Raw genomic sequence first — 24,274 nt, forward strand, 5'->3', positions numbered from 1 at the left:
GGTTATCTCCGGGTCGGGTCGAACGTGGCGGGCAGCGTGGCCCAGCAGGCGTCGTAAGTGGATTGCAGTTGCGGGCAGTCGAGGGCGAAGCGGCTTGGACGCAGCACCTGACTGGTCTCGAACATGAAGGCCATGGTGTTGTCGATCTTCGCCGGTTTGAGTTCCGCGTTGATCGCTTTGGTGCAGGTTTCGCCATCCGGGCCGTGGGCGCTCATGCAGCTGTGCAGCGAGGCACCGCCGGGCACGAAGCCTTCAGCCTTGGCGTCGTATTCGCCGTGGATCAGGCCCATGAATTCGTTCATCAGGTTGCGATGGAACCACGGCGGACGGAAGGTGTTCTCGGCGACCATCCAGCGTGGCGGGAAGATCACGAAGTCGAGGTTGGCCAGACCGTGCACGCTGGTCGGCGAGGTCAGCACGGTGAAGATCGACGGATCCGGGTGATCGAAGCTCACGGTGCCGATGGTGTTGAAACGGCGCAGATCATATTTGTACGGCACGTTGTTGCCGTGCCAGGCGACCACGTTCAGCGGCGAATGATCGAGCTCGGTGCCCCACAACTGGCCGAGGAATTTCTGCACCAGCGTCGTCGGCTGCTGCAGGTTTTCGTAACACGCGACCGGCGCGAGGAAATCCCGTGGATTGGCCAGGCCGTTGCTGCCGATTGGCCCCAGGTCCGGCAGACGCAGCGGCGCGCCGTGGTTCTCGGCAACGTAACCGCGCGCCTGCGGATCAAGCAGCTCGACGCGGAATTTCAGGCCACGCGGCAGCACAGCAATTTCCAGCGGCGCGACTTCGAGCACGCCGAGTTCAGTGGCAATTCGCAGCCGCCCCAGTTGCGGCACCAGCAGCAGTTCGCCGTCGGCGTTGTAAAACACCCGCTCCATCGAACGGTTGGCGGTGTAGTTATAGATGCTGATGCCGGCTGGTTTTTCCGCCGCCGAATTGGCCACCATGCCGACCAGACCGTCGATGAAATCAGTCGGCTCGCCCGGGATATCCAGAGGATTCCAGCGCAGGCGATTGGGCGTCACTTCACCCAACGGGCCGCCGGCCAGTTGCCGCTCCAGTTTGACGAACGCCGGGTGATTGGCCGACGGCTGAATCCGGTACATCCAGGTACGCCGGGCTTCACTGCGGGTCATGGTAAACGCAGTGCCGGAGAGCAATTCGGTATAGAGGCCGTACGGGGCTTTTTGCGGGGAGTTCTGGCCGATGGGCAAGGCGCCGGGCAACGCTTCACTGCTGAATTCGTTGCCGAAACCGGACTGGTACGTCAGCTCCGACGCGTTTGAATCGAGGTTCATGGAGCCTCCTGAACAGGGAGTCGGCAGTGGCCCATCGCTCTGGCTCAGAGCTTTGCGCACGCCGGGGTTGTTATTATCGTAATTCGATTACGCATAACGTAATTTGCTCGCTATCCAGCGTCAAGCTATAAAGACGCCCATTCGTTTTCGGATCCCGGCCGCACCATGGAAAAAACCAGCGACAGCAACGGCAAACAGAAAGTCCGCTCCGCCGAGGTCGGCACCGACATCCTCAAGGCGTTGGCCGAGTTGTCGCCCTCTACCTCACTATCGCGATTGGCCGAACATGTGCAGATGCCGGCGAGCAAGGTGCACCGCTATCTCCAGGCACTGATCGCCAGTGGTTTCGCCGAGCAGAACGCTGCCACCAACCATTACGGACTCGGCCGTGAAGCGTTGCGCGTGGGCCTGGCGGCCCTGAACAGTATGGACGTGTTGAAAGTCGCCGCCCTGCCCCTGTCCGAGTTGCGCGATGAACTGAACGAAACCTGTTTTCTGGCGGTGTGGGGCAATCAGGGCGCGACCGTGGTGCACATCGAACCGGCGGTGCGCGCGGTGACGGTGGTGACGCAACTGGGTTCGGTGTTGCCGTTACTCAGCTCGTCCACCGGGCTGGTGTTCAGTGCCTTTCTGCCGCATCGGGAAACCGATGAGTTGCGCGCGCAGGAAATCGCCGTCGCCGGCCATCCACTGGCCGATCAAAATGCCTACAGCGGTTTGTGCGAGCAGATCCGTGAACGCGGTCTGCATCATGTGCACGGCTTGTTGATGCCAGGTGTGGACGCGTTGTCAGCCCCGGTGTTCAACGCAGTCGGGCAGATCGCCGCGGTGCTGACCATCGTCGGCCCGACTTCACTGTTCCACGCTGATGAAGACGGCCCGGCGGCGCAGCGGTTACTGGCGGCGTCGCGGGCCGTGAGCTGGCGAATGGGGTATGAGCAAGCCGGTTGAGTCAGGCGATCTCCAGGCGCCAGCCCGGGGATCAGCGCACGATGGTCTGGCTGATGCCGGTTACCCGATCCTTCATCAATTCAGTGAAGAAATCGATCAACTGTTGATCTGCCGCTTTATGACCCGCCGCCTCGGCGACGAATTGCGCCGCCGACCGTGCATCATCGACCAGACCGAGAAACGATCGTTGAACGTTGGTCACCTGCTTGATCACCTCTGCGCTCGCACCGGCTGTGGCCGCCTGGCCAAGCGTAAATAGTCCGATCAACGCGTCCGCTCCGTACCCCAGTGCCGCCGAGTAGTCACCGCGCCGTTGCGCCTGTGCTCCGTCGTAGACACTTTTCATCATCTGCACCGCAACGGCCACGGAGCCAATAGGCGGCACGGCGAGACTGATGACATTCACCACTTTGATCAGGCCATCGTAAACCAGTCCCGCGATAACCTCCTTCAAACTGGTGGTTCGCTCGTCGATATCGCTCAATGCGCGACGCACTCTCCGATCATGGAACGTGAAGAGGTTGTTCAACTTGGCACGTTCTTGCGTCTTGACCGGAGGCAGGGGTTTCCCGCTTGCGGCAAGATCGTCAAAATAGTCATTGATTACTTTTTGATCGACGATTGCAACCCGGTCAAAGTAGTAATCGCGCATCGGTCCATATTGGAAACGAATGGATGGAATGAAATCGTTGATGGGTCGATAGGCAACGCCATCCGGCGCATCGGGCGTATATAACCAGTCGTGGAACTGGCCGAGAACGTTCATCCGCAGGATGTAGACACCCGCAACCGTACGATCCCTCGACTTGGTCAAGCCTGTTTTCCCGATATTGAATTCGTAAAGACCTTCATCACCTTCTGCGGACGAATCATTGATCGGGTAGTGATAGACATCCTCTTTCAAATTCCCGACAACCCGTTGTAGCGCTAAAAAAATGTCAGACCCAAACCTGCCATCGATGTAGTTGGAGAGCAGATCGTAATGCATCTGACAGCGAATTTTTTTTGCGTGAACGGCGCGCTTGAATGCATAGCCAGGATGCTTCCCGTCCAGATAGTCGGTATTGAGCATTTCCGTATACCTGTCACCAGGACGGAATGTTTTCGATAACGAGGACAGATCGCGAATATCCAGTTGATCGATCGCCGGATGGCCGTCCGTCAAAAAATACCTCGGGTCATACTTGCTCGGATAAGCCGGATTGGCAGCTTCAAACGATAGCCCTTCGATGAGCAGATCCGTTACGCTTTTCTGAAAATCGTCAGTCTGGACAATAATCTGATCGGGATTGATCTCGACATTTCGTCCTCGCGAACGCAACAGACTTTCAAGGTTCTGCTTTACCGCATCGTGGGTAAAGCGTTCGAAAGAAGGGAACGCATTGTCCCTTGCCTCTACGGTGGAGAGCGCTTTCAGTTCGGTATTCAATCGAGCGTAACGTTTGCGCGGCTCAATTCCGAGATAGCGGTAAGGCGCAGGCGCAATGGTCTTGTGTAACGCCAGCTCAGACTGAAAAGCGAGATTGACGTCATTGAGCAACGGCGCTGTGCCATTGGGGAAAAGATCCGAGTATTGAGTATCCAGCTTGTACAGATAATGGGTGGAGTGACGGCTGATACCGCGCAAGGATCCGGCATCGTGCAAATAGTCCGGATGAATCAATGACGCCGCGTATTCACGATCAGCGGTCATGGCCGATTCAAACCATTTGTTCAGAGCGAGTACATCCGCAAACGCCATGAAAACGGATTTGCCTGCAGGTGTTATCAGATAAACAAGATAGTTCCGAGTCTCCGGTGCCCGAAAAACCATCACACCTTTCAAGGCGGGCCCTGGAATCTGCAGGCTCAGTTTCAATCCGCGGATAGACACCGAAAGGTCACCTGCCAACGCCCTTTCAATGACCTTCGCTTCGGTTTCACTGAAGACGCCCGAATGGCGCGCAACGAAAAGCGCGAACTCGATGTTGCTGTGCAAGTGGTCGCGATACGCCTGTGCAAACTCCGGCGATGGATCAGTTGGAAGACTGGATACGAACTGCGAGCGCAAGTTGATGTTGTTCAACCATTGCTCAAGTGCAGCAGCGGACAGCCTGCTGCCGGACGGCAGCCCGGTGAGGCTGATTTCGGCTTTATACCCCTCGTCATGCAGACCGAAGATGATGAATTCCGTCAGGGTCCGACTGTCGACCTGCTCGAGGGTGCGGCCGCCCAGTTGCATCTTGTGGACGCTGCGCACCTTTATCGTCTCGGCTTCCAGTTGCTCACCCAACGCGCTCATCGCCCACTCGGAAAAACAACGCAAGACATAATCTTTAAACGAGAAACACCTGTCGAAAACCACCCGGTAGTCAGAGTGATATTTCTCCATCGAGTGTTCAAGCTCGACGTAACGCTGCTGAAGAGCGTTACCACCGTTCTTCAGCCAGAGTGGCCATTCGGTCCGCTTGAGTTCTGCCTGCACTTGATCGAATCGATGACCGATATCAGCACGCATCACCGACAACATCTGATTGTCCTGCAATACCCGGCTGAACGCTCGAGTCTGGCGATTGCGATCGCGCATCAGACTTGCAAGCGTCTCAAGTTGTCCCTTCAAGTAAGCGTCCACACAATAAGCAGACACACTTTGCGTGGCTTTAGGGAAAGCGATTTTGCTAACGGACGCCGATACACGCGCCAGCAGCGTTGCGTGCACGTCGATATTCCTGGCGAAGTATTCAAAGCCGTTGCCAGGCGTGTGAATGACATAGCCGGTGGATTCATCGATCAGTTTCATTTGCGGATCCGCCCGCATCGCATTATCGAGGACAACCCCCGGGACAAGCGAAGTGCGAGAGTCGGATTCAGGACTCACCACAACGTTATAAGCGCCGGCGCCGTTTTCCAGATTCAACAAATAGCAATAGCGCGTCGCCATGCCGTGATCCAGAAATCCCGCCATGGCTTTTAAAGAAAGCTCCGCTGTCAGCACAACGTTATAAGCCTGCTGCAACGCCTGTTTATTTGTCAGTCCGGTATTTTCAGTTGTTGCGACTTTTACGGGTGCCGCCCAATACTTGCCTATCTCCGAACGCAGGCTGCTCTCCATGTTTCGCAGCGTATAAGTAATAGCCTCCTCAGCCTCGATAATACTGAAGCCTTTGACTCTCATCTCTTCGCCAACGGTATCGGGCAGGTGAAAGACACCGTCCCCGCCGCCAGCCAGATAGCTCGGCAGCACATTATTATCAAGACAATGAAGCAATACCTCAGAGAGTTTCCCCGAAGGACGACGTTCAATCTCACTGGACTGATCGGTAATATTTATAAAAACATTATCGATATCGATATTCTTCTGCCGCTGCTGCAATTCTTGCTGCAATGCCTGCCGAGCAATCTGCCGAACTGTCGGGATCGCCTCAACAATAGCGAACAAATCATTCTGCGCGGCAGCGGACTTTACCCACTCAGCCCTCCAGGTTACTTCTGCACCTTCAGAACCTCGCATCAAGCTTTTGTATAACTTATCCATATTCAAGTCCTATCTTTCAAGTTCAGTGAACGCAACCCCGCATCACTGCGATAGCGAAAGATAGTTTTATTTTTAACAAACAAGAAGCGCCAGTTCATTTCAACAAATATAGATTACAAGGTATTAACCGAAACAAAAAAACTACCTGTAAAAAATGACAAATTCACAAACAAATAATCCGCACAAAAGCCTCATACAAAGTAACTAACTCAACCATCCAGAATAGACAGCGAAGCGATATATTTCCGGGCGCGAACACTTTGCGCAGTCCGTGCAGGATCCTGTGGCGCGATCAAGACTGTTGCACGCCCCGTAACAGTGCATGTCCGGAATCGCTATTTTTCCTTCGGGTTCAAATGCTTATTCTGAGCGGGCTTTCAGGCAGACGCCGCAAAGCACCAAGCCTTGGCTGCTGAGCAACTCGCGCCAGCGCTGACCGATTTCAGATGAGTCGATGCTTCGATTGATCGCCCCGGTGTTCACTGACGTTGATTTGTAGCTCCTTGATCCAACGTCTTACCTTGGCCGCTGCGTTTGCAGCGGCCTTTTTTATGGGCGAAGGCTTTACCGGCGGGATCGGTATTTGCGGGGCGTGGCAACGTTACAGCGAATACTTCTGCAAATTCGCCATCATTTCCTTCAGCGCTTCAATGTTGTCCTTCGGATGCGCCGCGCCTTCGAAGTCGCAGATCTGCTGCCAGTGCGCCGCGACATCTTCCGGCGAGAAACCGCTGCGGGGATCGAAGCCAGCACCGAGGCTGCGTTCCCAGCGCACCTTGCCCATCCAGCCGCCACCGACTTCAAACAGGCCGGACGTTTCCTGGCACTGCTCACTGGCCAGGTACACCACCAGCGGGCTGACCAGCTCCGGTTTGAGCTGTTCGAACACTTGCGGCGGGATCAGGCCTTCGGTCATGCGCGTGCCGCCGGTAGGCGCGATGGCATTGACCAGAATATTGTTCTTGCGACCTTCGATGGCCAGGGTACGGGTCAGGCCGTAGAGGCCGAGTTTGGCCATGCCGTAGTTGGACTGGCCGAAGTTGCCGTAGATGCCCGAGGTCGAAGCGGTGAAGATCACCCTTCCGTAGTTTTGCTCGCGCAAGTGCGGCCACGCGGCGCGGGTCACTTTGTAGGCGCCTTCGACGTGGACGCGGTAAACCAGATCCCAGTCGGCGTCGTCCATCTTGTGAAAGGTCTTGTCGCGCAGAATCCCGGCGTTGTTCACCACCACGTCGACACGGCCAAAGGCGTCGAGGGCGTTTTGCACCAGTTTGTCGCCGTCGGTGACCGAGTCATGGTTGGCCTCGGCGATGCCGCCGGCTTCGCGAATTTCCGCCACCACACGGTCGGCGGCGGAGGCGTTGGCCCCTTCGCCCTGGGTCGAGCCGCCGAGGTCGTTGACCAGCACTTTGGCACCGTGCCGGGCGAACAGCAAAGCGTGCGCTCGCCCCAGGCCACCACCGGCGCCGGTGACGATCACGACTTTATCTTCGAAACGTACGGACTCATTCATCGCAGGAACTCCAGCAGGCCAGTATTGAGTCCGAGTGTCAGGCACAGGGCTTTGGGTCACAACGAATACGGCTGAGGCTGAATGGTGCGCGATAAGGGTGAGGGATGATGAGGGCGTCAAAAGATCAAAAGATCGCAGCCTGCGGCAGCTCCTACAGAAGATCGGTATAGGAGCTGCCGCAGGCTGCGATCTTTTGATCTTTCAGGAGCATGCGACCTTGCGCGGCGGCAACTCCAGGCGCTCACGAAACGCCAGGTAATGCTTGAGCACCTGCACCGGCGCTTCGATCTGCGGATAGTGGCCAATGCCCGGCAACAGCACCGTATCGGCGTCGGCAATCAGCTCGCGGTAACGCTCGACCATGTGCGCACCGGAGATCGGGTCGACCTCACCGTCAATAACTCGCAGCGACACCTCGCCGCGTTGCATCGCCGTCACCCAGCGATCACGTTGCACCCGCCGCTCAGGGATGTAGCCGATCAGTTTGTGCAGGATGCGTGGGCCACGATGGGTTTCGATCAGGCTCCAGAAATCATCCAGTTCACTTTCACTGGGGCCGGTCTGCGGGCCGAAAATCTGTCGGAAGCTTTTCACCAGCGCATCACGGCTGAACGCCCGCCCGATCATCCAGCCCAGCGGGCTGAGCAGCAGCTTTTGCATCAGCACCGGGCGATGGGTTTCGGGGAACAGCCCGCCATTGAGAAAGACGCAACTGGCGATCTCGATCCGGTTTTCGTAATGCCGGGCGAGCAATTCCTGGGCAACGCTGTCGCCGTAATCGTGGGCCAGCACATGCACCGCTTGCTCGACCTGAAGATGCGCCAGCAGCGCCTGTTGCAAGTCGGCCTGTTCCAGCAGGCTGTAGCGGTGATGCAATGGTTTGGCCGAATCCCCAAAACCGAGCATGTCACAGGCGATCACCCGGTAGCGCTGGGCCAGAGGCTGCCACAGGTAGTGCCAGTCCCAACTGGCCGTCGGGAAACCGTGGATCAGCAGCAGCGGCTCACCCTGCCCCGCCGTCCAGTAACGGATCGACTGGCCGCGAAAGACAAACGTCCGGCTGCGTTTGCGCCAGACACACAGAGGAATCTCGGCAAGAGGCATCAGAGTTTATATCCGGGGTCTTGTTTATCGAGTTTGCGCAGCAACGCCGGCCAGGCCAGCGCGCCACCCATGCCTTGAGCACTTTTGGTGACGCCGGCGATCATCGCTTTGGCGCCCGCCAGGATCTGCGGTTCGATGGCGATCAGTTCAGCAGCGCCGGTCTGCGCCATGACCTGAATATCGCAGGCGCGCTGGAAGGTGAACATCATCAGAAAAGTGTCGGCGATGGTGCCGCCACAGGTCAACAGACCGTGGTTGTGCAGCATCAGGAAATTGTTCTCGCCAAGGTCCGCCTGCAAGCGCGCCTTCTCTTCGTGATTCAGCGCCACACCTTCATAGGCGTGATAGGCCAGGCTCGACAGCACGAACAGCGACTGCTGGCTGATCGGCAACACACCCTGTCTTTGCGCGGAAACGGCTACACCGGAGGCGGTGTGGGTGTGCAGCACGCAAACCACATCGTGCCGCACTTCGTGCACGGCGCTGTGGATGGTGTAACCGGCGGGATTGATTTCGTAGGGACTGTCCATGAGCTTGTTGCCGGCCTGATCGACTTTGACCAGGCTCGACGCGGTGATCTCATGGAACATCAACCCGAACGGGTTGATCAGGAAGTCTTCGGTGCCCGGCACCTTGGCGGAAATATGGGTGAAGATCAGGTCGTCCCAGCCATGCAACGCTACCAGCCGATAACAGGCGGCGAGATCGACCCGGGTCTGCCATTCCGCGGCACTGACCTGGTCTTTGACATCAAGGGACAATTGGACGGGGGCTACGCTCACTGTATGCACCTCTGCGTTCTTATTGTTCTGCACGTACGAGCAGTCTAGTCAGGCGCAGAGGATCGCGTAGTTGCATTGCCAGCCAGCTTGATGACTGAGCGGGTCAGCCAGGCAAACACCTTGGATCCATGTCAAAGCAACGACGCCAACAAAGGTGCGGCGAACAGATTGAGCAGCCCGGTCAGCACCATCACCAGCCCCGCAACCGAGCCTTCCTCACCACCCACTTCATGCGCCCGACTGACGCCTGCGCCGTGCGCGCCAACCCCGAACAACGCACCGCGCGCCAGGGCACTGCGCAACGGCAGCCACTTGAGCAATACGCCGCCGAGCATCGCGCCGAACACGCCGGTAAACATCACGAACACGGCAGTCAGTTCCGGCACGCCACCGAGATCCTGCGCCAGCGGCATGGCGAATGGCGTGGTGATCGAACGCGGCACCAGCGACATCGTCACCGAGCTATCCAGCGCCAGCGCTCTGGCCAGACCGAACGACGTAGCGATCGAAGCCGCGCTGCCGGCAAGCATGCCCAGCAACAGCGCTGACCAGTGCCGCACCAGCAGACGCCGCTGCTGCCAGATCGGCACGGCGAAGGCGACCGTCACCGGCCCGAGCACCAGCATCAACCAATGGGTGTTGCTGGCGTATTCGGCATAGGCGGTGTGCAGCGGCACGGCGAGCGCCAGCAGCAGTGCCGGCACCAGAATCAGTGGCGACAGCAAGTAACGCCCGGTGCGCCGATAAATCCAGCGACTGAACAGGTACGCCAACAGGGTAAAGGCGAGCCAGAACATCGGCATCCATTCAAGCTTCATGGGACCGCCTCAGGCGCACGGCCAGCTCCACGGTGAAGGCTGTCACCAGCATCACCATCAGGGTGCTGGCGCCGATCACCAGCAAAATCCGCCAGCCGTCATCGCGCAACAGCGCGCCGTAGTCGAGCAGACTCATCAGCGCCGGAATAAAGAACAGCAGCATCTCGGCCATCAGCAATCCGGCACCCAGTTGCAGCGCCGCCGGTTTGACCCAACCAAACGCAAACGCCAGCAGCAACAGGGCCATGCCGATCACGCCGCCGGGAATCGGCCAGGCCAGCCACGCGGCGATCTGGCAGCCGAGCAGGTAGAGACCGAGCAACACGGCCAGTTCTGCGAATAGACGGGACAGGTATTTGAGGGATGCGGCGTTCATGATGGGCTCCTTACAGGGGCTTATTTTACGAAGCGGCCTATCATCCCAGAAGCGAATTGTTAGACTCAGTCCTATTCCACAATGGAATCGGAAGATGGAATTCAAACAGCTGCGCAGTTTTGTCGAAGTCATGCACCAGGGCGGCTTCACCCAAGCGGCGAAAACCCTGCACATCAGCCAGTCGGCGGTGAGCAAGCAAGTCGCGCAACTGGAGCAGAGCCTCGGCACGCCCTTGCTCGAACGACTCGGCTCGCAATTGCGCCTGACCGCCGCGGGCAGCGTGGTGCTGCAGCGCGCCGAGGGCATGTTGCGCCTGCGCAATGAATTGCTCAGCGAACTGGATGATCTGAGCCAACTGGCACGCGGCGAATTGCGCCTCGGTCTGCCGCTGTTGGGTAGTGATGCGCTGTTCGCCGGGTTGTTCGCCGAGTATCGCCGGCGCTATCCGAACATCAGCATTCAATTGCTTGAAGGCGGCAGCCGCAATGTCGAGCAAGCGGTGCTCAGCGGCGAACTGGAGTTAGGCGGGAGCCTGCTGCCGAAAGATCCGCAGTTCGATTTCCAGCCGTTCTGCGATGAGAAACTCGATGCGTTATTGCCGGTGGATCATCCGTTAGCGGGGCGCGGCGAGATTGGCCTTGAGGAATTGGCCGACACGCCGTTCCTGTTGTATCAGCGCAGCTTCGTGCTTAATGACCGTTTACTGCAGGCCTGCCAGCAACTGGGCTTTACCCCGAAAGAAGGCGGGCGCAGCGGGCAGGCGGATTTTCTCGTGGCACTGGTGGCCGCCGGGCAAGGCGTGGTGCTGCTGCCCAGCGTGGTGGCCCGGGCACTGGAGCGTCCGGGCGTGGTGCGCCTGACCTTGCGCGCGCCAGATTATTTGCGCTGGGACATCGCCTTCATCTGGCGCCGGGGCGCCTATCTGTCGAAAGCCGCGCAGGCCTGGCTGGCTCTGCTGCGTGAGCGCGGGATCAGCCCTTGAGCGTGGCGATCAATTGCGCCAGCCATGGCTCGGCGTCGGTTTCCGGGGTCACGCTTTCGCTGGCGTCCAGATGCAGCATCTCCTGCACTTCGCGCACGCCCAGTTCGGCGAACAACTCACGCATCAGTTCGCCGCCGCCACAGAACGTATCGCCGTAACTGGCATCGCCCAAACCGATCACCGCGCCCGGCAAACCGCGCCACGCGGCTGGCAACTGGTCGCGAATCGCCGAATACAACGGCTGCAGGTTATCCGGCAATTCGCCCATGCCGGTGGTAGACGTCACCGCGAGAAACGCTTCAGGTGCGAACGCCTGGATATCCGCCAGGCTGGCGCGCGGGTTGTAGAAGGTTTCAAAACCGGCGTCTTTCAGCAGGTTCTGCGCGTGACGGGCGACTTCTTCGGCCGTGCCGTAAACCGAGCCGGAGAGGATGGCGACTTTCATCAATCTGATCCTGAAGCTGAAAAAAAGAGCGGCGATAGTAGCAGTCCGACGCAAAAGCCGCGATCCAGCCCCGATTCGCCGTGATAGCCAGTAGACAGCGGCGTTGGAACTTCTAGAATGCCAGCCATTATCGACACTGAAAGGATTCATTGATGATCAACGCCAGTCTGCTGCAAATGGTGATCAACGCGTCGAACGATGGAATCGTGGTGGCCGAAAAGGAAGGCGAGCAGGACAACATCCTGATTTACGTGAACCCGGCCTTCGAACGCCTGACCGGTTACAGCAGTGAAGAGATACTTTATCAGGACTGCCGCTTTCTGCAGTCAGGAGACCGCGATCAAGCCGGTCTGTCGCTGATTCGCGACACCTTGCACAACGGCGGGGCGTGCCGGGAAATCCTGCGCAACTATCGCAAGGATGGCACCCCGTTCTGGAACGAACTGTCGCTTTCGACGGTGAAAAACGCTGATGACGGCCAGACTTATTTCGTCGGTGTGCAGAAAGATGTCACGGTTCAGGTCAAGGCGCAGCAACGCGTTGCACAACTGGAAGCACAAGTTGCCGCCTTGCAAGCCGAACTCGCCGCCCTGAAAGCGACGAACGGCGCAAACAAAACTGCGAACTAAGTGTCAGTAACTACAATCACCAATGACTTTGTAACTATTTCTTTCGAGCCAGGCCATGCAACGCGACGCACTCCTGACCCAGGATGAGCTGGATTTCATCCAGACCATGCAGCACAACCCGCAGCTCAATGTGCGGGATGCGACGTCGAGCCTGTTGGTCAATGGAGGTTCGCAGATCCGTGACCTGCTCACACGCCTGGCGGCTCACGAGCAAGTGACCATTCAGGCCAATTTCGAAAATCAGCAAATGACCTTTCCGCTGCACCTGGTGGAAGACGAATTCCACGCGTTGCACCTGCGCCTGGGCGTGCCGAGCATTTACGAAGACGGGCCGATGATTCGCCCATGGCGCCTGACTCTCGAAGAGCCGGTCGCGCTGGAAAATGCCAAAGGGCAACCGGGCATGATGTGGGTGCACGAGGTGTCGCACAAAGGCGTGCTGCTGGAAATGCGCAACAAGACCAAACCGCCCAAGCATTTCGCGCTGTGGTTCAGCCCTTCAGGTTACGAGCGGATTTCCCTGCGCGGCAACTTCGAGCGCGAAACCGAGCACGGCTTCTACGCCTACGAGCTGAGCCAGACCGACGCCGATGAAACCGAACGGCTGCGCCAGTTCATCCTGCAACAACACCGTCTGACCCACCCCGCCCTGCACACCTGATATTCAGGTATCCAGCGTACCTGCGAGAAATTGCGTCATGCGCTGACGCATCGTCGCTCCTTCATTGCCCAGACAACCGATCGACGATCCGGCCAGACTGTCCTGTGCCAGATCGGCAGCGTCGCCGGCGAGCATTACCTGACAGTCGAGACTCAAGGCCAGTCGATTCAGACGGCGCGGCAAATCCGCGGTGGGGGCATGGTTGGAAAACAGCACCAGCGCCTGCGGCTTGATCCGCTCGCACACCAGCGCCAACTCATCGAATGGCTGACCGGTGGTCAGCACCCGCACGCCCGCATCATTGCCACTGAGAAACAACGCGGCAACCAGTAGCTCGAGTTCACGACACTGACCGGCGAGCGCACTGACAATCACTTTGCGCGGCTGGGTGCCGCGCAGCGCGACGATCCGCTGCAACACCCGCGCCCGCAGGAACCCGTCGAAAAACAGCCACTCGCTGGTCTGCCCGAAGGCATCCTGGCGCTGCAACATCTGCAGCCACAAAGGCATGAGAATGTTCGGAAACACCACCGGCAGCGAGTAGGACGAGAAGATCTGGTTGTAAACCTGATCCAGCGCGCGGTCGTCGAACGAACTGACGGCCAATTGCACCTGCTGCTGCCATTGCGCGTAATCGGCCTGGACCAGATCATCGGGGATGATATGGGCCAAGGCTTTCAGCGGCTCGGTCCTCGCCAGGATCTTGCCGACCTTGCTCACGGCAACGCCGCGATCAATCCAGTCGACAATGCTGCGCACGCGCTCGATTTCGGTCATCGAATACAACCGGTGCCCGCTTTCGGTGCGCGTCGGCTGGATCAAACCGTAGCGGCGCTCCCATGCACGCAGCGTTACCGGGTTGACGCCGGTCAGCCGCGACACCTCCCGAATAGGGAACAACTCTTCGCGCTCAAGTGCGACAGAGGCCTGCGAGGCAGGGTTAGCGTCCGTGATAACAGCCATGGTGCAGGTTTGTCCGCTCGTTGAATTTGGATCCCATTCTACATCCGATGCCCTCTGTCGGTTCAACCCAATAAACAGAGACGAAAGTCTCTGAAACTGTCATCAAAATCGGGAATAATCCTTGCTTGTTGAAAAGCGCAGGCCCCTACCCCGGTTTGCGCAATGCGAAACCTCCTACCCGGAGCGCCGCACTCGAAATATGGAGATACACAATGTCTACTTCCCCCGTCACGCTGATGGTTGCGCGTCGCGTCGCCGACGGCCGCTATCAGGACCTGATTGCCTGGCTGCGCGAAGGCGAACAACTGGCCACTGACTTTCCCGGTTACCTGGGTTCCGGCGTGCTCGCTCCGCCACCCGGTGACAACGAATTCCAGATCATTTTCCGCTTCGTCGACGAGCAGACCCTGCACGCCTGGGAGCACTCGGTCTCGCGGACCGCGTGGCTGGCGCGGGGCAGCGATCTGTTCGAGCATCCCAAGGAGCATCGGGTCAGCGGCATCGAAGGCTGGTTCGGCGCTGCCGGTCAACGGCCACCACGCTGGAAACAGGCCGTGGCGATCTGGCTGGCGTTCTTCCCGGTGTCGCTGCTGTTCAACTTTGTCCTCGGGCCGCTGCTCGGCGAGATGAGCCTGCTGCCACGGGTATTGGTCAGTACGGCGTGCCTGACGCCGTTGATGGTGTATTTCTTTATTCCGTTGTCGACGCGGTTGCTGGCGAACTGGTTGAACGCTGTGCCTGCGCGACCTTTGCCTGCAACACCCTCTACGCAGAATCGATGATCTCTGTGTGGGAGCGAGCCCGCTCGCGAATACGGACTGACATTTAACATTGATGTCGACTGAGACACCGCATTCGCGAGCAGGCTCGCTCCCACAGGTATTGGTAAGGCCGACGATAGGTGCATGGCTCATGTCGCTGTTATAGTTTTTGCTCCAACCGCGACGCGAGCCGTTCATGTCCATATCCTCCGCCCCGATCCTCATCACCGGTGCCGGCCAGCGTGTCGGTCTGCACTGCGCACAGCGTTTGCTTGAAGACGGCCATCGGGTCATCTTCACCTACCGCAGCGAACGTCCGGGCGTACAAGCCCTGCGTGATCTGGGCGCTGTCGCGGTGTTCGCGGACTTCTCCAGCGAAGCCGCCATCCTCGCCTTCATCGATGAACTGAAAACCCACACCGACTGCCTGCGCGCCATCGTCCACAACGCCTCCGAATGGCTGGCGGAAACCCCGGGCAGTGAAGCCGAGGCCTTCTCGCGCATGCTCAACGTGCACATGCTCGCGCCGTATCTGATCAACCTGCACTGCGCCGACCTGCTCAAAGGCTCGACCCCGGCCGACATCATCCACATCAGCGACGATGTCACGCGCAAGGGCAGCAGCAAGCACATCGGTTATTGCGCCAGCAAGGCCGGGCTCGACAGCCTGACCCTGTCCTTCGCCGCGCGCTATGCGCCGGCAATCAAGGTCAACGGCATCGCGCCGGCCCTGCTATTGTTCAATCCCGACGACGACGCGGCGTACCGCGCCAGGGCGCTGGCCAAATCCGCGCTGGGCATCGAGCCCGGCAGCGAAGTGATCTACCAGAGCCTGCGCTATCTGCTCGACAACCCCTATGTCACCGGCACGACCCTGACCGTCAACGGCGGACGGCACGTCAAATAAGCTGCTGCGCGAGGATCACCCATGACCCGTTCCCTGCCCGAGAATTACCGCGAGATCCTCATCGGCCTCGGCGAAGACCCCGACCGCGAAGGTCTGCTCGATACCCCGGTGCGCGCGGCCAAAGCCATGCAATACCTGTGTCACGGCTATGAACAGAGTGTGGATCAGATCGTCAACGGCGCGCTGTTTGCCTCCGACAGCGACGAGATGATCATCGTCGCCGACATCGAGCTCTACTCGTTGTGCGAACATCACCTGCTGCCCTTCATCGGCAAGGCCCATGTGGCTTATATTCCGACAGGCAAGGTGCTGGGGCTGTCGAAGATCGCGCGGCTGGTGGACATGTTCGCCCGGCGCCTGCAGATTCAGGAAAACCTCACCCGGCAGATTGCCGATGCGGTGCAACAGGTCACCGATGCCGCCGGTGTCGCGGTGGTCATCGAGGCCCGGCACATGTGCATGATGATGCGCGGTGTCGAGAAACAGAATTCGACCATGAACACCTCGGTCATGCTCGGCGCCTTTCGCGACTCGAGCAACACCCGCCAGGAGTTCCTGCAATTGATTGGACGGAGCAAGTAAATGTCACAACTTCAACCGGGAATGGCGCGCATCCGGGTCAAGGATCTGCGCTTGCGCACCTTTATCGGGATCAACGAGGACGAGATCCTCAACAAGCAGGATGTGCTGATCAATCTCACGATCCTGTACGCGGCGCAGGAAGCGGTGCGCGACAACGACATCGATCACGCGCTGAATTACCGCACCATCACCAAGGCGATCATCGCCCACGTCGAGGGCAATCGGTTTGCGCTGCTCGAACGCCTGACCCAGGAACTGCTGGATCTGGTGATGACTCATGCTGCAGTGCTGTACGCCGAAGTCGAAGTCGACAAGCCGCATGCGCTGCGTTTTGCCGAGTCGGTGTCAATCACGCTTGCAGCGAGCCGCTAGCTTCAAGCTTCAAGCGGCAAGCTGTAAACTTCGTATCAACGCCACCCATCTTGCAGCTTGAAGCTCGTCGCTTGAAGCTGTCTCGCAGAGACTCCCATGACCGAGCAACAACGCCTCGAACTCGAAGCCGCCGCCTTCCGCCGGCTGGTCGCCCACCTGGACAGCCGTAAGGACGTGCAGAACATCGACCTGATGAACCTCGCCGGATTCTGCCGCAACTGCCTGTCCAAGTGGTACAAGGCTGCCGCCGATGACCGTCAGATCGAGGTCAGCCTCGACGACGCCCGTGAAGTGGTTTACGGCATGCCTTACGCCGAGTGGAAAGCCCAATACCAGCAAGAAGCCAGCGCCGAACAACAGGCGGCGTTCGCCAAAGGAAAACCCAATGAGTGATCTGAACACCCTGCGCGCCAGCCTCAAAAGCGGCGAACACGCTTTCGCCGACACCCTGGCTTTCATCGCCGCCGGTTACGACTACCAGCCTCAGGCGTTCAACAACGGTGGCGTGGAAAACGCCGCCGGGCAGAACGAAGGTTCGTGCAAGACTTTGGGTCTGGCACTGCTGGAAGGCTTGAGTGATGAAGAAGCGCTGCTGGCGTTCGGTGAACATTACCGTTCGGTGGTGGCGACGCCTGAGGGCAGCGACCACGGCAATATCCGCGCGCTGATCAAGCACGGTCTGGCGGGTGTGAAGTTCGAAGCACAGCCGCTGACCCGTCGCTGATATCAGATCCAACACCAGTCCCTGTGGGAGCGAGCCTGCTCGCGAAAGCGGTGTATCAGACATCCAGAATGTTGCCTGACATGACGCCTTCGCGAGCAGGCTCGCTCCCACATTTGTTGAGTGGTGGCTGTGAATAACGGGCACAAAAAAAACCGGCCGAAGCCGGTTTTTTTGTGTCTGCGATTTAGAACGAAGCGTTCTGCAGACCGTCCAGGTAACGCTCGGTGTCCAGTGCTGCCATGCAGCCGGCGCCGGCCGAGGTGATGGCCTGACGGTAAACGTGGTCAGCCACGTCACCGGCAGCAAAGATGCCTTCAACGCTGGTGGCAGTGGCGTTGCCGTCACGGCCGCCCTGCACTACCAGATAACCGTCTTTCAGGGTCAACTGGCCTTCGAACAGCGAAGTGTTCGGGGTGTGGCCAATGGCGATGAACACGCCGTCGACTTTGATCTCGTCGAAGCTGCCGTCGTTGTTCTTCAGACGCGCACCGGTCACGCCCATGTTGTCGCCCAGCACTTCGTCGAGGTTGGCGTTCAACTTGAGGATGATCTTGCCTTCGGCCACGCGGGCGTTGAGCTTGTCGATCAGGATCTTCTCGGCGCGGAAGGTTTCGCGACGGTGGATCAGGGTCACGGTGCTGGCGATGTTGGCCAGGTACAGCGCCTCTTCAACAGCGGTGTTGCCGCCGCCGACCACAGCCACGGGCTTGTTGCGGTAGAAGAAACCGTCGCAGGTCGCGCAGGCCGAAACGCCTTTGCCCATGAACGCTTCTTCCGACGGCAGGCCCAGGTAGCGAGCGCTGGCACCGGTGGCGATGATCAGGGCGTCGCAGGTGTAGGTCGCGCTGTCGCCGGTCAGGGTGTACGGCTTGGCAGCGAAGTCCACGGCGTTGATGTGATCGAAAACGATCTCGGTTTCAAAACGCTCGGCGTGCTCACGCATCCGCTCCATCAGCGCCGGGCCGGTCAGGCCGTGTACGTCGCCTGGCCAGTTGTCGACTTCGGTGGTGGTGGTCAGCTGACCGCCGGCCTGCATGCCGGTGATCAGCAGTGGCTTGAGGTTGGCACGGGCGGCGTAGACCGCAGCGCTGTAACCGGCAGGGCCGGAACCGAGAATAATCACTCGCGAATGACGGACTTCAGACATGACCTGCTCCTGTTGACCGGGCCGAAACACTGGCGCGGAACGCCGGACTGCCGGCGGGAATAAAAAAGGACTGTGGATAACCTTGGGGAAGGCATGAGCTCGACAGTCCTGTAAAAAGTTGGGTGCAGCGTATCGAGGGGGGCAAGATTAAGGAAATACGGATTAACAATCCAGCTCATAGGTGGTCTCTATACGCAGACTCCGACCGGATCGACGTCTTTGTTACAGTGAATGTCGATCGCTCTGCCGCGCTTTCGCACCTGTTGCAAAGTCGGTAAGGTCGGCGCGTTTTCCCTTGCTCGGAGCACCTTATGCCCGCCCCTGTTCTGTCCGGCCCGCAATACCTGCGCGAAGGCCTCAAACTGGTTCTCAGCCCGGGCCTGCGCCTGTTCGTGTTGCTGCCACTGGCGATCAACCTGGTGCTGTTCGTCGGATTGATCTATCTGGCCGGCCATCAGTTCAGCCTGTGGGTCGACAGCCTGATGCCGTCGCTGCCCGACTGGCTGAGTTTCCTCAGCTACATCCTCTGGCCGCTGTTCGTGGTGCTGGTGGCGTTGATGGTGTTCTTCACCTTCACCATGCTCGCCAACGTGATCGCGGCGCCGTTCAACGGTTTCCTCGCGGAAAAAGTCGAAGTGGTGGTACGCGGCACCGATGATTTCCCGGCCTTCAGCTGGGGCGAACTGATTGCGATGATCCCGCGCACCCTCGCCCGGGAAATGCGCAAACTCGGCTACTTCCTGCCGCGGGCGATCGGCCTGTTCATTCTCTCGTTCATCCCGGTGGTGAACATCGTCGCCGCCCCGCTGTGGCTGCTGTTCGGCATGTGGATGATGGCGATCCAGTACATCGACTACCCGGCGGACAACCACAAACTGGGCTGGAACGAGATGCTCGCCTGGCTGCGGCAGAAACGCTGGCAGAGCATGAGTTTTGGCGGGATCGTCTATCTGGCGCTGCTGATTCCGGTGGTGAATATTTTGATGATGCCAGCCGCCGTTGCAGGCGCGACGTTGTTCTGGGTGCGTGAGCGCGGGGCCGAAAACCTCGTGGCGCAGGCTGAGCGCCCCTAGCCAATTTAATTTTTGCGACGTTGACAGCCATCAGGATGCCACCATTCTGATATCATCCCCTTTTCTCGGCACTGCGACATCAACTTTTTGGTCGGGTTACAGGGAGTACATACACAGATGGAAAATGAGCTGAACAGCGGCCAACCTGAGCCTGCACAGAAGCTAGAAAAAAAAGGATTCCCGACAGAACTCCTGCCCGAGCCCCAAACAAAGCTGAACTTGAGCAGCCTGATCCTTCATTTGGTGCATCTCGAAACCAAGGACGTAACCCTAAAGTGGGTTTTTGACCACATTCGAAATTACGTGATTTGTGGGGTGGTTCTCTGGGCGGGTGTCAAAGCGTTCAAATTACCGAACATCACTTACTTCGACACAATTACACACTACCTCGGCGGCGGTGTTCTGCTTATCACTGCAATTACTCTTTTTTCCTTGAACATGCTCCACGGAATCGTTGGATTCGCCAAACTCAGAGACTTGAAAAGTACCAGCACAATTCTTTATATCGTGGGAACACTTCTCGCGTTCTTTGCGGGAAATATTCTTTTTATCACGGCTAAATAGCGCTGATTTTTCGGTGACGGATGCCGTCACAAATCCATCATCCGAACGTCACATGCACGACATGGCCTCAGCCGACACTGAGGTCATGACGACAGCTCTGCATATCACACTGATCAGCGAAACCTTCCCACCGGAAATCAACGGGGTGGCCAATACCCTTGGTCGCTTGTGCGATGGCTTGCGCGCGCGTGGGCATCAGGTGGAACTGGTGCGACCGCGCCAGGCGGGAGATCCGCAGCGCGTCGAGGACGATGCCTTGCTGTTGTGTCGAGGCTGGCCGTTGCCGGGTTATCCCGGTCTGCAATGGGGACAGTCGTCGATGCACAAGCTGCTGCGGCGCTGGAAGCGTCATCGCCCGGACGTTTTGTACATCGCCACCGAAGGCCCGCTCGGTTTGTCGGCGTTGCGTGCGGCACGACGCCTGGGGATCTCGGTGGTCAGCGGTTTTCACACCAATTTCCAGCAATACACCAACCAGTACGGGCTGAGTTTGCTGACGCGCTTGCTCACGCATTATCTGCGCTGGTTTCACAACCGCTCGGCGATGACCCTGGTGCCGAGCGTCAGTCAGCGCCTGGAACTGGAGCGTCGGCATTTCGACCGCCTCGCCCTGCTCTCCCGCGGCGTGGACAGCCAGTTGTTTCACCCGGCCAAGCGTTTGAACGGCTTGCGTGAGCAATGGGGCCTGAGCGAGCAGGACATCGCGGTGATTCACGTCGGCCGTCTGGCCCCGGAGAAGAATCTGGGCTTGCTCAAGCGCTGCTTCGACACCCTGTGCCGCACTTATCCACAGCGCAAGCTGAAGCTGATCGTGGTCGGCGACGGGCCGCAACGGCCTGCGCTGGAAAAGGAGCTGCCCGAGGCGATCTTCTGTGGTTCACAGCGCGGCGAAGCACTGGCGGCGCACTATGCGTCCGGCGATATCTTCCTGTTCCCAAGCATGACCGAAACCTTCGGTAATGTGGTGCTGGAAGCTCTGGCGTCAGGGCTGGGGGTGGTGGCGTACGATCAGGCTGCGGCAGCGCAGCACATTCGCCACGGTTACAACGGCGTGTTGGCGATGCCCGGTGATGAGGATGCGTTCTGCGATGCGGCGGCGTGGTTGCTGGAGGAGGATGAGACCTTGCGTTGCGTGCGCCTGAATGCGCGCCAGCATGCCAGTCGTCAGGGGTGGGCGGCGATCATCGAGCAATTTGAAAAGCACTTGCGTGGCGCGTGTGTGCGGGAGCGGGTGTTGCCGAATGCGCAGACATTGCCTTAGATCTTTGCTGATTTTGAACCTGCCTTCGCGAGCAGGCTCGCTCCCACAAGGGATCTTCAGTGAACACAGATTCTGTGAACCCAGAGAAACCTGTGGGAGCGAGCCTGCTCGCGAAGGGGTCGGTAATGGCGACGCTTAAACCAGCGTCATCAACGCCTCACGGCTGAACGGCAGAATGTCCTGCTCACGCCCTTCGCGGACTTTCAGCGCCCAGTCCGGATCCACCAGCAGCGCGCGGCCCACTGCGACCAGATCGAACTCGTCGTTGTTCAGACGCTCCAGCAGTTTCTCCAGGCTCGCCGGTTGCGCGACCTTGTCGGTGTTGACCATGAATTGCAGGAACTCGCCGTCCAGGCCGACGCTACCTACAGTGATGGTCGGTTTGCCGGTCAGCTTGCGCGTCCAGCCGGCGAGGTTCAGCTCGGAACCGTCGAACTCAGGCTCCCAGAAACGCCGTGTCGAGCAGTGGAAAATGTCTACGCCGGCGTCGGACAGCGGCTTGAGGAATTCGCCCAGCGCCTCCGGGGTCTGCACCAGACGCGCGGTGTAATCCTGCTGCTTCCACTGCGAGAAACGGAAGATGATCGGGAAGCCTTCACCGACTGCCGCGCGTACCGCTTGAATCAACTCGATGGCGAAACGCGAGCGGTTGGCCAGGCTGCCGCCGTATTCGTCGGTGCGCTGGTTGCTGCCCTCCCAGAAGAACTGGTCGATCAGGTAACCGTGGGCGCCGTGGATTTCCACGCCGTCCATGCCAATGCTTTTGGCATCTTTGGCGGCCTGGGCGAACGCGGCGATCACGTCTTGAATGTCCTGTTTGGTCATGCCGTGCACCACGACCTGGCCGTCCTTGAGTTTTTCCGTCGGGCCATAACCCGGCACGCTGGCGTCCGGCTCGGTACCGATACGACGTACGCTGCCGACATGCCACAGTTGCGGAACAATCTTCCCGCCCTCGGCATGCACTGCGTCGACGACTTTTTTCCAGCCGGCCAGTGGCGCTTCACCGAAGAACTGCGGCACGTTCGGGTAACCATTAGAGGCAACGTGACCGACAGTGGTGCCTTCGGTGATGATCAGACCGACTCCGGCCGCCGCGCGGCGACGGTAGTACTCGATCACTTTGGAATTGGGTACGCCACCCGGGGAAAAAGAGCGGGTCATCGGCGCCATGACCACACGGGTCGGCAGTTCGAGGGCACCAAGGTGGAACGGTTTGAACAGGGCTTGCACCGGCATTGGAAGGCTCCACAGGGAATGGCTTTATGACGGCGATAATATGGAGAGTTACAAGCCTTGAACAGCACTATTGATTTGGGTGATCAAGGGTTAGAAACGAAAAGATCGCAGCGTCAGCAGTCCTCTGCAGGAGCTGCAGCAGGCGGCGATCTCTTGATTTTGCTGTTTCAGCCCAGCGCTTTTTCAATCGCATGAACGATTGTTGGATCATCCGGCGCCGTGCGCGGCGAGAATCGCGCCAGCACCCGGCCGTCCTTGCCGAGCAGAAACTTCTCGAAGTTCCAGGTGATATCTCCGGGAAACTCCGCGCCCTCGCCCGCCAGCAAGCGGTAGAGCTGATGACGATCATGGCCGTTGACTTCAAGCTTGCTCGACAACGGGAATGTCACGCCATAGTTCAGGCTGCAGAACTCCTGGATTTCCTGTTCGGTACCTGGTTCCTGGCCAGCAAACTGGTTGCACGGCAGGCCCAGCACACTGAAGCCTTTGTCTTTGAATTGCTGATAGAGGTTTTCCAGTGCCGCGTACTGTGGGGTCAAGCCGCATTTGGAGGCGACGTTGACCACCAGCACGACTTGGCCCTTGAAAGGCGCCAGCGGTAGCTCCTGACCATCCAGGGCTGTCAACTTAAGGTCGTGAAAAGCACTCATGACGGACTCCAGATTCCCGTGTTCTACTCGAAACAGCCACTTGGCGAGAGCACCAAGGACAGCCGCGGACTAAAAAGGCGCCCGCAGGCGCCTCTCCAGTACTCGAAGCTTAGCGCAGAAAATCAGTGGTGATGGCCACCTTCGCCATGGACGTGGCCATGAGCGACTTCTTCCTGGCTGGCGTCACGGATAGCAACGACCTTCACTTTGAAGTTCAGGCGCTGACCGGCCAGTGGGTGGTTGCCGTCAACGGTGACGTCGTCGCCGTCCAGGTCACGGATGGTCACGATCTGCATCTGGCCGTCCGGCGCCGAAGCGTGGAACTGCATGCCGACTTCCAGCTCGTCAACGCCTTCGAACATGCTGCGGCTCAGGGTGCTGACCAGTTCGGCAGCGTATTCGCCGTAAGCGTCTTCCGGCTCAACGGACACTTCCAGCTCGTCACCAACAGCTTTGCCTTCCAGAGCTTTTTCCAGGCCCGGGATGATGTTGCCTGCGCCTTGCAGGTAGACCAGCGGAGCGCCGCCGGCGGAGCTGTCGATGACCTCACCAGCGTCGTTGGTCAGGGTATAGTCGATGGAGACAGCCTTATTGGCGGCGATCAGCATGGGGCGAGACCTTTTGCAGAAGAATATAGAAAGGCCAAGTTTAGCGAAGCAATCGCGCGAAAGCGAACACAACCCGGACAAACGGGATTCGACAATCGCCGGCTTCCATCAGGATGAAGACGGTCACTGGGTGGTCGAGCTTTCCTGTGGCCACACCCAGCACCTGCGCCATCAGCCGCCATGGCAATCGCGGGCCTGGGTCCTTGACCCGGCGCAACGTATTGAAAAAATAGGCCAACCCTTTGACTGCGGTTGGTGCGCACAAGGCTCGGTTAGCGATAACCTTGGCGACTGAATTGCGGTAGGCGGTCACGTATAGATCGCCACCATTGCCATGCACC

General features: G+C 58.8%; 27 protein-coding genes. 14 read left to right on the top strand and 13 right to left on the bottom strand.

Going from position 1 to position 24,274, the window contains the following annotated elements:
* Positions 1 to 2 precede the first annotated feature (2 nt).
* A complete protein-coding gene (gene hmgA / locus CRO59_RS26440; protein WP_097090410.1) occupies positions 3 to 1,307 on the bottom strand; it encodes a homogentisate 1,2-dioxygenase in 1,305 nt (434 codons plus the stop codon).
* A gap of 165 nt (positions 1,308 to 1,472) precedes the next feature.
* Here hmgA and CRO59_RS26445 point away from each other — a divergent pair, with 165 nt between their 5' ends.
* On the top strand, positions 1,473 to 2,258 hold the full coding sequence (locus CRO59_RS26445) for an IclR family transcriptional regulator (protein WP_097090409.1): 786 nt from the start codon (positions 1,473 to 1,475) through the stop codon (positions 2,256 to 2,258).
* 31 nt (positions 2,259 to 2,289) lie between these two features.
* Here CRO59_RS26445 and CRO59_RS26450 read toward each other — a convergent pair whose 3' ends face one another.
* The 6 genes from CRO59_RS26450 to CRO59_RS26475 form a co-directional block, all read right to left on the bottom strand.
* Positions 2,290 to 5,772, bottom strand: coding sequence for a dermonecrotic toxin domain-containing protein (locus CRO59_RS26450; RefSeq protein ID WP_097090408.1), 3,483 nt, complete (start codon positions 5,770 to 5,772; stop codon positions 2,290 to 2,292).
* A gap of 601 nt (positions 5,773 to 6,373) precedes the next feature.
* Complete coding sequence (locus CRO59_RS26455) at positions 6,374 to 7,285, bottom strand: SDR family oxidoreductase (RefSeq protein WP_007968066.1); 912 nt, start codon at positions 7,283 to 7,285, stop codon at positions 6,374 to 6,376.
* 201 nt (positions 7,286 to 7,486) lie between these two features.
* Positions 7,487 to 8,389 carry an alpha/beta fold hydrolase gene (locus CRO59_RS26460; RefSeq protein ID WP_097090407.1) on the bottom strand — a complete coding sequence of 301 codons (903 nt, stop codon included), beginning with the start codon at positions 8,387 to 8,389 and terminating at the stop codon, positions 7,487 to 7,489.
* Complete coding sequence (locus CRO59_RS26465; protein WP_097090406.1) at positions 8,389 to 9,171, bottom strand: class II aldolase/adducin family protein; 783 nt, start codon at positions 9,169 to 9,171, stop codon at positions 8,389 to 8,391. The genes CRO59_RS26460 and CRO59_RS26465 overlap by 1 nt, the downstream gene beginning before the upstream one ends.
* A 131-nt stretch (positions 9,172 to 9,302) precedes the next feature.
* On the bottom strand, positions 9,303 to 9,989 hold the full coding sequence (locus CRO59_RS26470; RefSeq protein ID WP_097090405.1) for an LrgB family protein: 687 nt from the start codon (positions 9,987 to 9,989) through the stop codon (positions 9,303 to 9,305).
* On the bottom strand, positions 9,979 to 10,365 hold the full coding sequence (locus CRO59_RS26475) for a CidA/LrgA family protein (protein WP_027610876.1): 387 nt from the start codon (positions 10,363 to 10,365) through the stop codon (positions 9,979 to 9,981). Before CRO59_RS26475 ends, CRO59_RS26470 begins: the two co-directional genes overlap by 11 nt.
* 94 nt (positions 10,366 to 10,459) lie before the next feature.
* Here CRO59_RS26475 and CRO59_RS26480 point away from each other — a divergent pair, with 94 nt between their 5' ends.
* Positions 10,460 to 11,347 (top strand): LysR family transcriptional regulator, encoded by an 888-nt coding sequence (locus tag CRO59_RS26480; RefSeq protein ID WP_097090404.1) that lies wholly within the window; start codon positions 10,460 to 10,462, stop codon positions 11,345 to 11,347.
* On the opposite strand, the gene CRO59_RS26485 is transcribed toward CRO59_RS26480, so the two are convergent.
* On the bottom strand, positions 11,337 to 11,792 hold the full coding sequence (locus CRO59_RS26485) for a flavodoxin (RefSeq protein ID WP_097090403.1): 456 nt from the start codon (positions 11,790 to 11,792) through the stop codon (positions 11,337 to 11,339). The genes CRO59_RS26480 and CRO59_RS26485 overlap by 11 nt on opposite strands.
* 152 nt (positions 11,793 to 11,944) lie before the next feature.
* Between CRO59_RS26485 and CRO59_RS26490 the strand changes: the two genes are divergently transcribed.
* Both CRO59_RS26490 and CRO59_RS26495 read left to right on the top strand, forming a co-directional pair.
* A complete protein-coding gene (locus CRO59_RS26490; protein ID WP_027610873.1) occupies positions 11,945 to 12,421 on the top strand; it encodes a PAS domain-containing protein in 477 nt (158 codons plus the stop codon).
* A gap of 55 nt (positions 12,422 to 12,476) precedes the next feature.
* Positions 12,477 to 13,082: a hypothetical protein gene (locus tag CRO59_RS26495; RefSeq protein ID WP_027610872.1), complete on the top strand. Its 606-nt coding sequence runs from the start codon at positions 12,477 to 12,479 to the stop codon at positions 13,080 to 13,082.
* Between the two features lie 3 nt (positions 13,083 to 13,085).
* On the opposite strand, the gene CRO59_RS26500 is transcribed toward CRO59_RS26495, so the two are convergent.
* Positions 13,086 to 14,045 (bottom strand): MerR family transcriptional regulator, encoded by a 960-nt coding sequence (locus CRO59_RS26500; protein ID WP_027610871.1) that lies wholly within the window; start codon positions 14,043 to 14,045, stop codon positions 13,086 to 13,088.
* A gap of 212 nt (positions 14,046 to 14,257) precedes the next feature.
* On the opposite strand from CRO59_RS26500, the gene CRO59_RS26505 reads away from it, so the two are divergent.
* From CRO59_RS26505 to CRO59_RS26530, 6 genes are all read left to right on the top strand, one after another.
* Positions 14,258 to 14,827, top strand: a complete 570-nt coding sequence (locus CRO59_RS26505; RefSeq protein ID WP_096795374.1) for an antibiotic biosynthesis monooxygenase — start codon at positions 14,258 to 14,260, stop codon at positions 14,825 to 14,827.
* Between the two features lie 175 nt (positions 14,828 to 15,002).
* On the top strand, positions 15,003 to 15,713 hold the full coding sequence (gene folM, locus CRO59_RS26510; protein WP_097090402.1) for a dihydromonapterin reductase: 711 nt from the start codon (positions 15,003 to 15,005) through the stop codon (positions 15,711 to 15,713).
* Between the two features lie 21 nt (positions 15,714 to 15,734).
* Entirely contained in the window at positions 15,735 to 16,295 is a 561-nt protein-coding gene (folE, locus tag CRO59_RS26515) for a GTP cyclohydrolase I FolE (RefSeq protein WP_097090401.1), read from the top strand.
* On the top strand, positions 16,296 to 16,667 hold the full coding sequence (folX, locus tag CRO59_RS26520; protein ID WP_007968040.1) for a dihydroneopterin triphosphate 2'-epimerase: 372 nt from the start codon (positions 16,296 to 16,298) through the stop codon (positions 16,665 to 16,667).
* 96 nt (positions 16,668 to 16,763) lie between these two features.
* The gene (locus CRO59_RS26525; RefSeq protein WP_007968038.1) at positions 16,764 to 17,060 is read left to right on the top strand and encodes a DUF1244 domain-containing protein; all 297 of its coding nucleotides are present in this window, start codon (positions 16,764 to 16,766) and stop codon (positions 17,058 to 17,060) included.
* The gene (locus tag CRO59_RS26530) at positions 17,053 to 17,391 is read left to right on the top strand and encodes a HopJ type III effector protein (protein WP_097090400.1); all 339 of its coding nucleotides are present in this window, start codon (positions 17,053 to 17,055) and stop codon (positions 17,389 to 17,391) included. The genes CRO59_RS26525 and CRO59_RS26530 overlap by 8 nt, the downstream gene beginning before the upstream one ends.
* A gap of 184 nt (positions 17,392 to 17,575) precedes the next feature.
* On the opposite strand, the gene trxB is transcribed toward CRO59_RS26530, so the two are convergent.
* Positions 17,576 to 18,538, bottom strand: coding sequence for a thioredoxin-disulfide reductase (gene trxB / locus CRO59_RS26535; protein WP_003221727.1), 963 nt, complete (start codon positions 18,536 to 18,538; stop codon positions 17,576 to 17,578).
* 311 nt (positions 18,539 to 18,849) lie between these two features.
* Between trxB and cysZ the strand changes: the two genes are divergently transcribed.
* From cysZ to CRO59_RS26555, 3 genes are all read left to right on the top strand, one after another.
* A complete protein-coding gene (gene cysZ / locus CRO59_RS26545; RefSeq protein WP_097090399.1) occupies positions 18,850 to 19,611 on the top strand; it encodes a sulfate transporter CysZ in 762 nt (253 codons plus the stop codon).
* 117 nt (positions 19,612 to 19,728) lie between these two features.
* Positions 19,729 to 20,175 (top strand): hypothetical protein, encoded by a 447-nt coding sequence (locus tag CRO59_RS26550; RefSeq protein WP_097090398.1) that lies wholly within the window; start codon positions 19,729 to 19,731, stop codon positions 20,173 to 20,175.
* Between the two features lie 61 nt (positions 20,176 to 20,236).
* Positions 20,237 to 21,436, top strand: coding sequence for a glycosyltransferase family 1 protein (locus CRO59_RS26555; RefSeq protein ID WP_097090434.1), 1,200 nt, complete (start codon positions 20,237 to 20,239; stop codon positions 21,434 to 21,436).
* 135 nt (positions 21,437 to 21,571) lie between these two features.
* Here the strand turns inward: CRO59_RS26555 and CRO59_RS26560 are convergent, their stop codons facing one another.
* The 3 genes from CRO59_RS26560 to CRO59_RS26570 all read right to left on the bottom strand — a co-directional run bounded on the left by CRO59_RS26560 (position 21,572) and on the right by CRO59_RS26570 (position 23,933).
* Positions 21,572 to 22,675 (bottom strand): NADH:flavin oxidoreductase, encoded by a 1,104-nt coding sequence (locus CRO59_RS26560; RefSeq protein ID WP_097090397.1) that lies wholly within the window; start codon positions 22,673 to 22,675, stop codon positions 21,572 to 21,574.
* Positions 22,676 to 22,842: 167 nt separating this feature from the next.
* Entirely contained in the window at positions 22,843 to 23,325 is a 483-nt protein-coding gene (locus CRO59_RS26565; protein WP_095139510.1) for a glutathione peroxidase, read from the bottom strand.
* 122 nt (positions 23,326 to 23,447) lie between these two features.
* Positions 23,448 to 23,933, bottom strand: a complete 486-nt coding sequence (locus CRO59_RS26570) for a peptidylprolyl isomerase (RefSeq protein ID WP_007968032.1) — start codon at positions 23,931 to 23,933, stop codon at positions 23,448 to 23,450.
* On the opposite strand from CRO59_RS26570, the gene CRO59_RS26575 reads away from it, so the two are divergent.
* Positions 23,902 to 24,228: a DUF3565 domain-containing protein gene (locus CRO59_RS26575; protein ID WP_097090433.1), complete on the top strand. Its 327-nt coding sequence runs from the start codon at positions 23,902 to 23,904 to the stop codon at positions 24,226 to 24,228. The two genes, CRO59_RS26570 and CRO59_RS26575, sit on opposite strands and share 32 nt — an antisense overlap.
* Positions 24,229 to 24,274: the final 46 nt, after the last annotated feature.

The organism is Pseudomonas sp. LAMO17WK12:I5 (genome assembly GCF_900215165.1).
Classification (GTDB): Bacteria; Pseudomonadota; Gammaproteobacteria; order Pseudomonadales; family Pseudomonadaceae; genus Aquipseudomonas; species Aquipseudomonas putida_A.

Bases quoted from the DNA above. Each gene is read 5' to 3' on its own strand.
- hmgA (WP_097090410.1), bottom strand. From the start codon at position 1,307: ATGAACCTCGATTCAAACGCGTCGGAGCTGACGTACCAGTCCGGTTTC.
- CRO59_RS26445 (WP_097090409.1), top strand. From the start codon at position 1,473: ATGGAAAAAACCAGCGACAGCAACGGCAAACAGAAAGTCCGCTCCGCC.
- CRO59_RS26450 (WP_097090408.1), bottom strand. From the start codon at position 5,772: ATGGATAAGTTATACAAAAGCTTGATGCGAGGTTCTGAAGGTGCAGAA.
- CRO59_RS26455 (WP_007968066.1), bottom strand. From the start codon at position 7,285: ATGAATGAGTCCGTACGTTTCGAAGATAAAGTCGTGATCGTCACCGGC.
- CRO59_RS26460 (WP_097090407.1), bottom strand. From the start codon at position 8,389: ATGCCTCTTGCCGAGATTCCTCTGTGTGTCTGGCGCAAACGCAGCCGG.
- CRO59_RS26470 (WP_097090405.1), bottom strand. From the start codon at position 9,989: ATGAAGCTTGAATGGATGCCGATGTTCTGGCTCGCCTTTACCCTGTTG.
- CRO59_RS26475 (WP_027610876.1), bottom strand. From the start codon at position 10,365: ATGAACGCCGCATCCCTCAAATACCTGTCCCGTCTATTCGCAGAACTG.
- CRO59_RS26480 (WP_097090404.1), top strand. From the start codon at position 10,460: ATGGAATTCAAACAGCTGCGCAGTTTTGTCGAAGTCATGCACCAGGGC.
- CRO59_RS26485 (WP_097090403.1), bottom strand. From the start codon at position 11,792: ATGAAAGTCGCCATCCTCTCCGGCTCGGTTTACGGCACGGCCGAAGAA.
- CRO59_RS26490 (WP_027610873.1), top strand. From the start codon at position 11,945: ATGATCAACGCCAGTCTGCTGCAAATGGTGATCAACGCGTCGAACGAT.
- CRO59_RS26495 (WP_027610872.1), top strand. From the start codon at position 12,477: ATGCAACGCGACGCACTCCTGACCCAGGATGAGCTGGATTTCATCCAG.
- CRO59_RS26500 (WP_027610871.1), bottom strand. From the start codon at position 14,045: ATGGCTGTTATCACGGACGCTAACCCTGCCTCGCAGGCCTCTGTCGCA.
- CRO59_RS26505 (WP_096795374.1), top strand. From the start codon at position 14,258: ATGTCTACTTCCCCCGTCACGCTGATGGTTGCGCGTCGCGTCGCCGAC.
- folM (WP_097090402.1), top strand. From the start codon at position 15,003: ATGTCCATATCCTCCGCCCCGATCCTCATCACCGGTGCCGGCCAGCGT.
- folE (WP_097090401.1), top strand. From the start codon at position 15,735: ATGACCCGTTCCCTGCCCGAGAATTACCGCGAGATCCTCATCGGCCTC.
- folX (WP_007968040.1), top strand. From the start codon at position 16,296: ATGTCACAACTTCAACCGGGAATGGCGCGCATCCGGGTCAAGGATCTG.
- CRO59_RS26525 (WP_007968038.1), top strand. From the start codon at position 16,764: ATGACCGAGCAACAACGCCTCGAACTCGAAGCCGCCGCCTTCCGCCGG.
- CRO59_RS26530 (WP_097090400.1), top strand. From the start codon at position 17,053: ATGAGTGATCTGAACACCCTGCGCGCCAGCCTCAAAAGCGGCGAACAC.
- trxB (WP_003221727.1), bottom strand. From the start codon at position 18,538: ATGTCTGAAGTCCGTCATTCGCGAGTGATTATTCTCGGTTCCGGCCCT.
- cysZ (WP_097090399.1), top strand. From the start codon at position 18,850: ATGCCCGCCCCTGTTCTGTCCGGCCCGCAATACCTGCGCGAAGGCCTC.
- CRO59_RS26550 (WP_097090398.1), top strand. From the start codon at position 19,729: ATGGAAAATGAGCTGAACAGCGGCCAACCTGAGCCTGCACAGAAGCTA.
- CRO59_RS26555 (WP_097090434.1), top strand. From the start codon at position 20,237: ATGGCCTCAGCCGACACTGAGGTCATGACGACAGCTCTGCATATCACA.
- CRO59_RS26560 (WP_097090397.1), bottom strand. From the start codon at position 22,675: ATGCCGGTGCAAGCCCTGTTCAAACCGTTCCACCTTGGTGCCCTCGAA.
- CRO59_RS26565 (WP_095139510.1), bottom strand. From the start codon at position 23,325: ATGAGTGCTTTTCACGACCTTAAGTTGACAGCCCTGGATGGTCAGGAG.
- CRO59_RS26575 (WP_097090433.1), top strand. From the start codon at position 23,902: ATGGAGACAGCCTTATTGGCGGCGATCAGCATGGGGCGAGACCTTTTG.
- CRO59_RS26570 (WP_007968032.1), bottom strand. From the start codon at position 23,933: ATGCTGATCGCCGCCAATAAGGCTGTCTCCATCGACTATACCCTGACC.